At 37.9% G+C, this 13,170-nt stretch carries 12 protein-coding genes and 1 tRNA gene; 12 read left to right on the forward strand and 1 reads right to left on the reverse strand.

Annotated features, from left to right (window positions below; genetic code table 11):
• Positions 1–152 precede the first annotated feature (152 nt).
• Together IIC38_16985 and IIC38_16990 are read left to right on the forward strand one after the other, a co-directional pair.
• The gene (locus IIC38_16985) at positions 153–863 is read left to right on the forward strand and encodes a hypothetical protein (GenBank protein ID MCH8127629.1); all 711 of its coding nucleotides are present in this window, start codon (positions 153–155) and stop codon (positions 861–863) included.
• 332 nt (positions 864–1,195) lie between these two features.
• A complete protein-coding gene (locus tag IIC38_16990) occupies positions 1,196–1,498 on the forward strand; it encodes a DUF2442 domain-containing protein (protein MCH8127630.1) in 303 nt (100 codons plus the stop codon).
• A 161-nt stretch (positions 1,499–1,659) separates the two neighbouring features.
• On the opposite strand, the gene IIC38_16995 is transcribed toward IIC38_16990, so the two are convergent.
• Positions 1,660–1,872, reverse strand: a complete 213-nt coding sequence (locus IIC38_16995; protein MCH8127631.1) for a HEAT repeat domain-containing protein — start codon at positions 1,870–1,872, stop codon at positions 1,660–1,662.
• On the opposite strand from IIC38_16995, the gene IIC38_17000 reads away from it, so the two are divergent.
• From IIC38_17000 to IIC38_17045, 10 genes are all read left to right on the forward strand, one after another.
• Positions 1,773–2,030: an aminopeptidase P family protein gene (locus tag IIC38_17000; protein ID MCH8127632.1), complete on the forward strand. Its 258-nt coding sequence runs from the start codon at positions 1,773–1,775 to the stop codon at positions 2,028–2,030. The genes IIC38_16995 and IIC38_17000 overlap by 100 nt on opposite strands.
• A gap of 254 nt (positions 2,031–2,284) precedes the next feature.
• Positions 2,285–3,268 carry an ornithine cyclodeaminase family protein gene (locus IIC38_17005; protein MCH8127633.1) on the forward strand — a complete coding sequence of 328 codons (984 nt, stop codon included), beginning with the start codon at positions 2,285–2,287 and terminating at the stop codon, positions 3,266–3,268.
• A 606-nt stretch (positions 3,269–3,874) separates the two neighbouring features.
• Positions 3,875–4,714: a rhomboid family intramembrane serine protease gene (locus IIC38_17010; protein ID MCH8127634.1), complete on the forward strand. Its 840-nt coding sequence runs from the start codon at positions 3,875–3,877 to the stop codon at positions 4,712–4,714.
• Positions 4,715–4,840: 126 nt separating this feature from the next.
• Complete coding sequence (locus IIC38_17015) at positions 4,841–6,283, forward strand: N-acetylmuramoyl-L-alanine amidase (GenBank protein MCH8127635.1); 1,443 nt, start codon at positions 4,841–4,843, stop codon at positions 6,281–6,283.
• Between the two features lie 267 nt (positions 6,284–6,550).
• A complete protein-coding gene (secD, locus tag IIC38_17020) occupies positions 6,551–8,479 on the forward strand; it encodes a protein translocase subunit SecD (protein MCH8127636.1) in 1,929 nt (642 codons plus the stop codon).
• A gap of 21 nt (positions 8,480–8,500) precedes the next feature.
• Positions 8,501–9,442, forward strand: coding sequence for a protein translocase subunit SecF (secF, locus tag IIC38_17025; protein ID MCH8127637.1), 942 nt, complete (start codon positions 8,501–8,503; stop codon positions 9,440–9,442).
• A 16-nt stretch (positions 9,443–9,458) separates the two neighbouring features.
• On the forward strand, positions 9,459–9,797 hold the full coding sequence (locus IIC38_17030) for an STAS domain-containing protein (protein MCH8127638.1): 339 nt from the start codon (positions 9,459–9,461) through the stop codon (positions 9,795–9,797).
• A gap of 21 nt (positions 9,798–9,818) precedes the next feature.
• Positions 9,819–11,084 (forward strand): adenylosuccinate synthase, encoded by a 1,266-nt coding sequence (locus tag IIC38_17035; GenBank protein MCH8127639.1) that lies wholly within the window; start codon positions 9,819–9,821, stop codon positions 11,082–11,084.
• A 130-nt stretch (positions 11,085–11,214) separates the two neighbouring features.
• Positions 11,215–11,287 (forward strand) — tRNA-Lys (locus IIC38_17040).
• A 527-nt stretch (positions 11,288–11,814) separates the two neighbouring features.
• Positions 11,815–13,170: PAS domain S-box protein (locus tag IIC38_17045; GenBank protein ID MCH8127640.1), on the forward strand; the 1,356-nt coding region annotated here is incomplete at its 3' end.

Consider the following 13,170-nt stretch of genomic DNA (forward strand, 5'->3'; position numbering starts at 1 on the left):
ATCCTTAATCCGAATGACGAGAATCAAGAATTCATTCGTTTACTTGGTATTGATGCGTTTTGTAGAGGGCTTCAAAATTAAACTTGAATTTCAAAATGGCAACGCGAAGCGAACGCTGTTGTAGATCGTCATAACTAAAAAGATTTTATACGATGGAGCAAAATAATTCCGAATTAGTAATTGGCTGGTACTTAGACTTTGAATCAAGATTTTCTAAATTTCTCGAATTTATCCCTTTTAATAATGATAATAAGGATAATAAGGATAGTGTTTTACCATTATTGGCGAGTATTCTAGTCGAAGCTGGAAGTCTTATCGATTCAATATTTAGAGAAGAATCAACGATTTCAACTAAACCAAAAGATAAACAAAAAATAAATGACTTTGTGCCTCATTATGAAAATCGATTAAATTTGAGTAATCAAAAAACAATTTTGTTTACCTATCCATTACAATATTTAACGCCTTTTCGAGGTTGGATTGAAGCTAGAAACAACACATATCAAAAAATAGATTGGTGGTATTCATATAATAAAATGAAACATAATCGAATTGAAAAACCTAGTCTTACGACTATGAATATAACTATAAGGTCATTGTGTGGGCTGCATCAAATTATTTCCCTACTTCCAACTTTCTTTGAAGCTTTAATTAGACATGATTTGGTTAGACACGTACCGGACTTAGAATTTGTAAAAAATCATATTCATACGGCTGATGTGGATTTTACGGTTTTAATTGAGACTAAATTATTTGGAACAGCTATCGGTAGAGATGCTTTTCCTGATAATCCATTACAAATTAGCCCTTTTTATTTTGGATGCAGTCCTAAGCTAAGAAGATTTTTAGGTAGAAACATGTGAACCCCAAAAAAACTGTAAGTTCTAACCATCCAGTTAAACAGGTTGTTATTGTCGGTGAACGGCTCAGAATTAGCAAAGTGAGCCGTTGGGAAACGATTCTCAAACTATTGGCTTCGAAACAAAAATTCAGTCACATATCTTTTGAGGCCGATTAACCTTTGCTTATAAAAGTGTTGTTAATATTGCAAATGAATAGCTCGAAAATCGTGCAACACACGCCTTAAACATCTTTTGATATTGAGTCAAGTTTACGTGTTTTTCACAGTTATTTACTTTGCAGCTCGTAGTAAAATTGGTAAGGGACAACAAAAATTTTATTTTGGAAAGATGGTATGAATTCTTTAGAGACTGAGATAGAAGAACCTAAAGCTAAGTCAATCAAAATTAGTGACGACTCTCTTTCTGTTGATCTATTCGACGGTCGAACCATAATTGTACCCCTTCTCTGGTATCCCCGTTTGTGGCATGGTTCGAACGAAGAACGGAATAATTTTGAGTTAATTGATGAAGGTTCGATTATTCATTGGCCGGATCTGGATGAGGATTTAAGTCTCTCGGGTATTGTGGCGGGCCGTAAATCGGGAGAAAGTCAAAAATCGTTAAAACGTTGGTTAAAGAATCGTGAGAACAATTAAATTAAACTTCTTGAATTTTGAGTGTGGAGTTTGACCAAAACATTAATATTTGTCCACTAAGGCAAAATTAAAGAAGAAAAGTCAGCGTCTTAGTAAACTTCTCACCATCTCCGCTTCCTCTGCGGTCAAAATAATTGCTATGAATCTTCCAATACTTTACCTTACCTGTTAATCTCCCCCAAAGCCTCGGCAGCCTCTTTTCTCACATATTTGTTTTCATCTTTAAGCATTTTGATCAATGGACTCACGGCACGCCGGTCCTCGATATTTCCCAATGCATCAGCCGCTTCAACCCGAATCTGCCAGACATTATCCTGCAGGGCAGACCGGCAGTTTTTTCGGACATCAAATCGGTCTGGATGTTGGAGACCCATGCCTTTTAGATGCTCCTCTTTCTCCTGGGATGGTTTTCACTGTCGAGCCCTGGTATTACAATCATGATCTTGAAATTTCAGTGTTTATTGAGGATGTTGTGCTGGTAACTGAAATGTGGTGCAGAGAATTTAACCGCAGGTTTACAACGCTCGAGTAATAAACTAGAGAAGCTAATAGAAAATTAAATCAGAAATACTAAGCACGAATTTCTAAACAAACCCTAAATTATAATGCCCTAAATATTAAAAACCTACAATTTGGTTAATTCATTTGATTTATTGGAATTTAGTAATTAGAATTTGTCTAGTTATTCGAAATTAGGATTTCGTGGGTTCAATTAAGACCACTGCGTTCAACTCAGTTACCATCTATTTAAAACCAATCTAAAAAAATACATACATAGGAAAAAACATGACTCAAATCTTTACCTTAAATGAAATCAAAAAAGTACTACTTGAAATTGATGTAACAACAGCAATCGAGGATGGATTTGTAGCTTATTCAAATGGAAATGTTGTCGTTCCGCCGGTGGGTGAATTGATCTTCGAAAATCCGCCTGGAGATGTTCACATTAAATACGGTTATATTAAGGGCGATGAATATTATGTAATCAAGATCGCATCGGGATTTCCTGAGAATATAAAACTGGACCTGTCTTCCAGCAATGGTTTGATGCTGGTGTTTAAACAAGCAACCGGAGAACTCGCTTGTATTCTTCAAGATGAAGGTTTTCTCACTAATGTTCGGACTGCAGTTGCCGGCAAAATTGTGGCCAAATATTTAGCGCCAAAATCAGTTCATCGTATCGGTATCCTTGGCACTGGAATTCAAGGTCGGATGCAGCTCGAGTATTTAAAACCGGTAATCGATTGCAGAGATGTGATTGTTTGGGGCAGGAAACAGGACAGGTTAGATCGATATAAAACTGACATGGAGCCTTTTGGGTTTTCAATTCAATCGACTCAAGCCATAGAAGAAGTAACTTCAACCTGTAATTTCATCGTCACAACGACTTCGGCAAAATCTCCATTAGTGCAATTCGATCAAATCAAACCAGGAACGCATGTCACCGCAATGGGTTCGGATACCCCAGATAAAATTGAGTTAGACCCAAAAATTCTCCAAAAAGCAGATCTAATTGTTGCTGACAGCATCCCGCAATGTCGTGAAAGAGGTGAAATATCTCATGCCCTGAAAGCGGGCTTGTTGGATAGTGGAAATATCATTGAACTAGGCAAGATTATTTCCAATCCACAGCTTGGGAGAATAGATGACAACCAGCTTACCATCGCAGACCTTACCGGTGTAGCTGTTCAGGATATTCAAATATCCAAACAAGTTTTTGAATCTTTGATGAAAAGTAACTATTCAGCCTCTAAGACTCAAAAGCTCTAAGTTCATACGGTTTGCAGAAAACTTTCTTTTTGCTGAAGCGGAGAAAAAATCAAATAACAAATAAATTCCAAATCTCAATTAACAAGAATCAACCCACTGCTAAATTAATTCATAATTTTTGTAATATAGTTTAAGTAATAAGCAGTAAGAAATTCCTGTTTTTTAACAAGATCCCGTCACGCGACGGGATGACATCAGTTAGCTTTTTGGGCTATCCATAAAGAACCCATAATAATACAAGTCTAATATTTTTTTCAACAGCCTTTACAAAGGAAAGGTTAAAAGGAGTAACAATATGTCGAAGATATTCAAAAAGTAAAAACATCAAATAAAAATACATTCTCATTATTCTCCTTAAACATCCTTAAGCTCAAAAATCGATTCGGATAGCTTCCCTAATTTCAAGTTGAATATACTTGTAAAATTTCTTATCCTTTAGCAATTTTAATCTAATAATTTTGAAACAATTTTGTGAATTAAACTTAAAAGTAGGCACGAGTAGAGTGAAAATAGTACCTCAGTAATATTAATTAATTGTATACGAAAAGTAACCCAAAGATTTCATCAAATTCTGCCGATTTAAGATAAGTAATTTTATAGGTTTTAATGAGATACCCTTACGAATCATATCAATTAGGTTTAAGCGCGCGGATGACGCCGGCGGTTAAATGGCTTTTAATTTCCAATGGTGGTGTGTTTTTACTGCAACAGCTTCCTTTCATAGGGTTGAATGCCATTTTCGGACTAAGACCGACACAGGTTATCGACAATTTTATGATCTGGCAATTCGGCACCTATCTGTTTCTACATGGTGGACCACTTCACATAATTTTTAACATGTTTATCTTGTGGATGTTTGGCAGTGAAGTGGAAAGAACCCTTGGAACGCGGGAATTTTTAAAATATTACTTTATAACCGGGATAGGAGCCGGGGTTATAGCTTTTCTTTTCAATATTGGAAGTGAAATTACTATAATCGGGGCGTCCGGTGCAATCTATGGCGTTTTGCTAGCCTTCGCCTTGCTGTTTCCCGAACGTGTTATCACGTTCTTACTCTTTTTTATTCTACCTGTTTCCATGAAAGCCAAACATTTAGTAATAATCATTACGTTATTTTCGGTTTATTCCGCACTTACCAATCTTTTCGGCCCCAGTGATGGGGTTGCCCATTTTGCTCATTTAGGAGGTTTGGTAATCGGCTATTTCTACTTTAAAGCGGATTGGCGAATTGAATCGACCGTGAGACGGTTCTTTAAAAAGAGCAAACCAACCCCTGGTTCGAATATGAAGGTGCATCGAAGTGAACAGAGCCCATCCTTCGAAAAGCAAGTGGATGAAATATTAGATAAAATCAATGAAATCGGTTATGATAAACTTTCGCAGGCCGAAAAGAATATATTGAAACGAGCAAGCGACAACCTCTCCAAAAAATCAGACTCTGAATAAAATAGGTTCGATATCCTGGATACAAAGAATTTACATTATCCCACAACGATAATTTTCCTGTGGATCATACTCTTCGTTTCAATACTGTTCAGAACAGGTGAATTATCAGGCCAAGAAAAAATTCAGTTGACCGTTTATGGTTCTGAACAAAGGGATATTGTTGTTCCCGCAATAAAGATATATGGCCTGGATTTTATTGAGGTTGGCGCATTTTCCAGATTAGTGAAAGCGAGGACTTACTACAATGATTTAGCAAAGAAGATCGTAATATACCTTGGAAATCATAAGATCAAAGTAACTGCTCTCAATCCATATGTAATGATCGATGATAAGATTTACCAAATGCCAATCAGTACCGAGTTTGACGAGGATGGCATCTGGGTGCCTGTTAAGTATTTCTTTGATCTGATTAAAGATATCTCACCAGTGCCTATTTCCTACCAAAAGGATAAATCAATTATTTTAATGGTCAAGGAAGGCACCAATGTCCATTCGATTATTACTGAGGAAAAAATCAATGGATACTTGATCCGGATCGCAACATTTAAGCATTTCCAATCTTCCGAGCTTGCGGTTCGATTGATCGGAGGTTGGCTTTACCTTGATATTGTCGGGGGTATTGTAGATACTACCAGGCTGTCTTTATTAGGATCGAATAAGCTGCTACGAAAGATGATCCCTGTACAATTTTCTGAATCTGCCCAATTATCGTTTAAATTACGAAAAAAGATTGAAAGGAATGATGTTTCCATTTCGAGCTCCGAGAATGAAATACTTCTGTCAATTCGGACATCCGAAGAATTGCCGGAAGATATCTTAGTCGATTTGGTGTCGGAAAGAAAAAAATGGCTAATCGATAAAATTATCATCGACCCGGGCCATGGCGGAAAGGACCCGGGAACGATTGGCCCCGGGAAATTATACGAGAAAAATATTGTTCTGGATATTGCAAAAAGATTAAAAAAACTTCTGGTGGATAAACTCGGTGTTGAGGTGTTACTAACACGAGACAAAGACAAGTTTGTTGATCTCCGGCTAAGGTCTTCCTTTGCAAATAATAATAAAGGTAAGCTGTTTATTAGTATACATGTCAATTCTTTTCCACACCGAAGAGCATATGGAATGGAGACTTATGTTCTCGGGACTGCCAGAACAAAAGAAGATAAATTATTGGCCGAAAAAGAGAACTCTGTGATTAAGTATGGAGATTCCTGGGCACCATATTCGGACCTTAGCAATGAAAATTCGATTTTACTGGCTATAGCAAGAAATTCGTTTGAAGTTGAAAGTCAAAATATAGCAGCAAGGGTTCAAAGTTTTGTAAAAAAAGATTTGGGAACGAAAAATCGAGGAGTAAAACAGGGACCTTTTCAAGTATTGGTTGGTACATTAATGCCAAAAATTTATGTAGAGGTTGGGTATATTACTAATAATCGCGACAGAAGTAATTTGAGAAAAAAGAGCTATCGACAAAAAATTGCTGAGACCATTTTTAAAGGGATCAAGGAGTTTAAGCAGAATTCAGAAAGCCAAATATATGGATCAATGGGTTCATCGTTAAATCGTTGATAGCCTTTACCTAAGCCAGGATAAGCTACAATTAAACCTTCATAGTTCCATGTAAACTCACCCTAAATAGTAAAAAATCAAGCCTTCACGAATAACTAAATATTGCTTGATTAGTCATCACAAAATCTCTATATTTACGCTTTGTAATTTTTAACAATTTGTTAACAATCAACCAGTTAATAAAAACGTATAAAGAAGTTGAAACAATCTGGATGAGTAAAAAAGTTTGTCCTGTAGAAGTCGTGAAGGCCAATATGGAGGATTTGAATGCAGCGTAAAAATCTTGTCAAGACTATTATAATTTTTGCATTATTGATTTGGTCAGTATGGAATTTGTACCCAACCTATAAGATGCAAACGCTGACTGCGGAAGAAATTGAGCAGCTAAAGCTGGAGGGGAAGTATAACGATCTGGAAGCAAGAGCCATCAAAAGAGGGCTGGACTTACAGGGAGGCATTTACCTGCTTCTTGAAGTTGATTTTGCAAAACTTATTGAAAATTTAGCCGTCAGGAAAGACGAGCAATTCGAACAAATCCTCCAGGTTTGCAAGGAAGAGATACGTAAAGATCTGACCCTTGATTTTTTTCAAGTTCTTAAAGATGAATTTGCCGATCGAAACATACCACTTAACCGATATTTTTTTACTCGCCTGGATGATGACGCTAAAATAATTACGGATCTAAATATAGAAGCCGACGATGCAATTGATAGAACTCTACAGATTTTGCGCAACCGTATTGACCAGTTTGGAGTTTCTGAGCCCAATTTTCAGAAGCGGGGAGACCGGAGAATTATAGTTGAGCTTCCGGGAATTCAGGAAATTGAACGAGCAAAACAATTGATCGGTAAAACCGCCCAGCTTGAATTTACGATGTTGCTTGACAGCGATATAGCAACTAATGTATTACGAGAAATTGATAATACGGTTAAGAAGAATAGATCCGATTCTACTTCTAATACTTCTATTACTTCTACACCGGACTCAACCGATCTGGCATCTACTGACCAGGATTCGGCAAGCAGCAGAGTGATTCGGGCGGAAGATTTATTCGGAACAGTCAATATTCAAAGCGATTTGGCAACTGCTGCCAACGATACCAGCACTCTAAATGTCAATGAAGAATTCTTTGGTAAAAATCCCTTTTTAGCATTGCTCCGGGATTTGCGTGGCCAGGGTGGTGAGGTTGCAGTACCGGAAGCAAATCGCTTTGCGGTAGAAAAAATTCTATCCCTACCGGAAGTTCAAAAAGTAATCCCAGCCGATGCGAAATTTCTCTGGTCCGATAAGCCGATTAAATACCAGGAAGATAGTTTTTGGCAATTATATTTAGTGAAGAAAGAACCGGGTCTTACCGGAAAATACCTCACGGATGCCAACGTACAAATTGGCGGAGGTCAAAGTTTCCAGAATGCCGGGCAGGCTGTAGTTCAATTCGAAATGAATTCCGAAGGTGCACGTATTTTTGCCAGGCTGACTGGTGCAAATATCAATAAAAGAATGGCTATTGTTTTAGATGATAATGTTTATTCAGCGCCGGTCATACGATCGAAAATACGGGGAAGCGGTGTTATTGAAGGCATTGATGAGATGAAAGAAGCACAAGAAATTGCCATCGTATTACGTGCCGGTGCTCTTCCTGCTCCCGTACAAATTATAGAAGAACGAACAGTAACCGCTTCCTTGGGTGAAGATTCAATTCGAAAAGGCACGACATCGGCAATCGTAGGATTCGTTTTAGTTGTCATATTCATGTTGATTTATTACAAATTAAGCGGTATTGTAGCAAATATAGCATTGTTAATGAATCTGGTTGTGATTTTTGCTATTCTTGCCTATTTCCATGCCACATTAACCCTGCCCGGTGTAGCGGGGATCATCCTGACGATTGGTATGGCTGTTGATTCAAATGTACTCATCTTCGAAAGAGTGCGTGAAGAATTAAGATCCGGGAAAACTGTGCGTGCAGCGATTGATACCGGTTACGCCAAAGCCCTATCGGCAATTCTGGATGCGAATGTTACTACCCTGATTTCAGCTGCAGTCCTTTACCAGTTTGGAACAGGACCCATCCGGGGGTTTGCCCTTACACTTTCAATCGGAATATTAGTCAGTTTATTTACTTCTCTAATCGTAACACGGGTTATATTCGATTTTCTTACTTCAAAGTTTAGTTTTAAAACGTTAAGCATTTAACCAAAGGAGTACGAGACCTCGATGCAGCTTTTTACTAATACGAACCTGAATTTCATCGGAAACCGAAAAATCGGTTATATCATTTCTTCTGCTTTAATCATACTCGGACTGGGTAGTTTACTTTTTCGCGGCGGTCCAAATTATGGTGTTGATTTTATTGGTGGTATTTCAATTCGTGTCCAATTTGAAGAAATAGTAGATGTAGATGCTGTTAGGAGTTCAATTGCTGAGATTGGATATGGAAATGCGGAAATAAAAAAATCGTCCATGCAAAATTCAAAAGGCGAAAATGTTGAAGAATTCATTATCCGGGTTCTAAGCTCTGCCGAAGGGAATTCAGGCGAAGAGATACTAACCCACCTAAAGCAGCAATTTGGTGAAGAAAATGTAAATAGAAGAAGCATTGATACAGTAGGACCAAAAATTGGAGGCGAATTACGTAGAGGAGCAATTTATTCAATTTTGTTGTCGATGCTTTTCATCTTGATTTATGTAAGTTGGCGGTTCGAATTAAGATTTGCTGTTGGTGCTATTATCCCATTGTTTCATGATGTATTCATTACACTTGGCGTTTTTGTATTACTGGATTATGAAATAACACTTCCGGTTGTCGCTGCATTTCTCACAATCGTAGGGTACTCCTTGAATGATACGATCGTGGTTTTTGATCGCATTCGCGAGAACTTGAAAGTGTTAAGGCGAGAGCTTTATGTGAATATTGTCAATCGCAGTATTAACGAGACTTTAAGCAGAACCATTGTGACTTCTCTTACAACATTTATCGTTGTATTTGTCCTTTTCATCTATGGTGGTGATGTAATTCATAATTTTGCATTCGCGTTGCTGATAGGGATTATTATTGGAACCTATTCATCCATATTTGTTGCAAGCCCAATTCTAGTGGAATGGGAAGAACGAAAAACAAAACGCGCCGGCACACCCATTACAAGAATAAAGCGCTAATTATTCGGAGAGTGGTATGAATATCACTAAAGATTTTGATGGTCAAGCGGTAATCATTAAAATTGGTGGAAATATTCTTTCCGGGGTAGATGCAAACCAGGTTCATCAAATGATTCATGAAGAACTCGAATTAGGTCATGAAAAATTTATATTGGATATGTCTGGTGTATCATTGATTAACAGTTCAGGAGTAGGGATTTTAATCGGATCTCTTACTGCGGCTCGCAGCCAAGGTGGGGATTTACACCTTGCAGCTCCGTCTGAAAAAGTGTCCGACGTACTTCGTATGATGAAATTAGATCAAGTCTTCCAAATGTTTGATTCCATCGAATCGGCCAAACAAAGCTTCTTCTAATCATATTTTAAATAGAACTTCATGTCGATTAATATTGTTGTTGGCGGCCAGTGGGGGGACGAAGGTAAAGGAAAAATTGTGGACTTACTCAGCGCCGATTGTGACGTCGTTGCAAGATATCAAGGTGGCGCGAACGCCGGACACACTGTAATAGTGAATGGCGAACAATTTATTTTACACCTGCTTCCATCAGGTATCCTGCATCCAAATGTTACTTGTTATATTGGCAACGGTGTTGTTGTCGATCCGGCAAACCTTCTTCAAGAGATTGAGTTTGTTGAATCTAAAAATATTTCAGTTAAGGATCGCCTTTTTGTCAGCGGGTATGCACATGTGATTTTCCCATATCACATGGTTTTAGATCAAAATAAAGAAAGTGATCCAAGCCGTTTTATTGGGACTACAGGCAGAGGTATAGGACCTGCATACACAGATAAGGTAGATCGAATCGGGATTCGTATGCTGGATCTTTTGCATCCCGATTGTCTGCGTCATAAAATCTCGTTGAATTTGCAAGCCAAGACCGAGCATTTGGATGAAGATTCTCAAAAATTGGAATCCATTTTGGAGGAATTCATTCAATACGGCAGACAATTAAAAGAATATATTGCAGATACATCTGTCTTAATTCATCAAGATATTTTAAATAATCGTGTAATCCTTTTGGAAGGCGCCCAAGGAACATTGTTAGATGTTGATTTTGGCACGTACCCTTATGTTACTTCTTCCAATCCAATTGCTGGCAGTGCTTGTGTAGGTATTGGAATCGGCCCAACTCAAATCGACAAAGTGACCGGCGTTATGAAAGCCTATTCCACCAGGGTAGGTGAGGGGCCTTTCCCGACTGAATTTGATGATCAGTTTAGTGAACGGATTAGGGAAATGGGGCAGGAATTTGGCGCGACAACCGGGCGACCTCGGCGATGTGGCTGGTTCGATGGAGTTCTTGCCAGGTTTTCTGCCAGAATAAATGGGTTGAGTGAATTGGCGATTACCAAACTGGATGTACTCGATTCGCTGGACTCTTTAAAAATCTGTACATCATATCATTTGAATGGCAAAGAAATCGACGGACATTTTACTGATATGACTGTCATGCAAGAATGCGAGCCGATATACGAAACTGTTCCCGGCTGGCAAAAAGATACCTCAACAATCCGAAATTATGATGAACTCCCCCAAAATGCGAAAAAATATATTGGCAGGATTTCCGAACTTTCAGGCGTGCCTGTAAAGTTGATATCTGTGGGGAGTGAACGAAGCCAAACAATATTAATGAATGGCTAATGGTGATTCGTTGACGGTTGAGTAATTATTGTACTATTTATTTGTCCAGGGTACTAAAAGTTTTTTTCAAGCTTGAAAAGCAGGATTTTTGAATATATATTCATACTTCATTTTTGGAATACATTTGGTTGGGCCTGTAGCTCAGTTGGTAGAGCAGCGGCCTTTTAAGCCGTTTGTCGCAGGTTCGATTCCTGCCAGGCTCACAAGTTAAATCTCAACTAAATTAATAACTTACACTCCCTTTTTTGTAATCGTCGATTTATACCAATTTTGCTGTATTCTTACCAATTGTGTCCAATTATAATCACTATATAGACACCAAGAGGTGAGAATTTCGATGTTCTCACCTTTTTTTATTTTCCATTAGTATAATTATATCTGTTCGCACTCGATCCAGTGAAAAATTATCTATCCACCCAAATATCCAAACAAAAGTCAAGAAAATCATTGATTTTGGACTTTTCAATATGTAATATCAATTTATCATTATACCGGAAATGTCTCCTGACTAAAATCAATAACTATCTTGTGATAACCATATTCCTTGTGAGCCAAGGTAAAACATTATAATTTAGTATGATATATGGAAAACTATAGAATAACTTGTTGTAGCTACAAAAATAGGAGAAATCCAATCCATTTAATGACTAATGAAGCTCCAACTAGACTAAAATCAATAGAGCAATAAAAAAGCAAATAGAATTCACCTATACTTAATAACAAACTTGATATGGCAAAAAATATAGAAGAAAACAAATATCAAATCCTTCTCAATAATTCACCTGATTTTGTTTTTGAAAGCCGTTTAGACAATTTCAAATTCACGAAGGTTAATCAGCGCGCTTGTGATTTCTATGGATATACAAATGAAGAATTCCTTAATATGAGCATCTTTGATATTGAAGTAGAACCCCCATTGAAAGAACGGGTCAGAAAGTTATACGACTCCACTTCTGTCGGTGAAGTTATTGAAGTCTATGGTACCAATAAGAAAAAGGACGGGAGCAAGTTCCCTGTACATGTCCGTTTTACAAAATTGAATAATGATTTTGCACTCGCAAATGTAAGGGATATCACTGAACGTAAACTTGCTGAAGAAAAATTGAAAGAGGTAAATGAGAAGCTTGAAAAAATGAATGAGGAGCTTCATCAAACCAATGAATACCTGATTACTACAACTACCTGGGCAAAAAAAATGGCTGTCAAGGCTGAGGTGGCTAATGCGGCGAAAAGTGAATTCCTTTCCAATATGAGCCATGAAATCCGAACGCCGATGAACGGTATCATTGGCATGACTGAGCTGGTTCTGGACACTGAGCTTAATTCAGAACAACGCGAATATTTAGATATTGTAAAATTATCAGCGAATTCACTCTTATCAATCATTAATGACATACTCGATATTTCCAAGATCGAATCGGATAAACTGAACCTTGAATTCATAAACTTTAGTTTACGGGATTGTGTTGGTGAGACTGTCAAAACCCTTGCTATACGCGCTCAAAAGAAGGGACTAGAGTTTGCGTTTAGCATCTCTGCTGAAGTCCCTGATACATTGATTGGAGATCCGGGCCGGCTGCGACAAATCATTGTCAACTTGTGTGGCAATGCCATTAAATTTACAGATCACGGTGAAGTTTTACTACAATTTGAACTGGTCGAATCAAACCAAGTTTCCCTGGAATCACTGGCAGAAAACATTTGTCTGCAATTTTCTGTTAAGGACACCGGCATAGGAATTCCCAAAGATAAACAAGGCATTATTTTTGATTCATTCAGACAAGCTGATAGCAGTACTACCCGTAATTATGGCGGCACCGGTTTAGGATTGGCGATTTCAAAACAATTAACCGAGATGATGTCTGGCAAAGTCTGGTTAGAAAGTACAGAGGGAAAAGGCAGCACATTTTATTTCACCGCATGTTTTGATGTGCAGAAGAAAACAAAGCAGGAATTATTGCTCCTTGCGCCTGAAGAGTTGAAAGACGTCCCTGTGCTCATTGTAGAAAAGAACGCCACAAACAGGCGCATTATGGAAGAGATGGTGGGCAATTTACAGATGCAGGTTTCAGTAGTGGACAGCGGC

It is taken from the genome of candidate division KSB1 bacterium, from assembly GCA_022566355.1.
Taxonomy (GTDB): Bacteria; Zhuqueibacterota; JdFR-76; order JdFR-76; family DREG01; genus JADFJB01.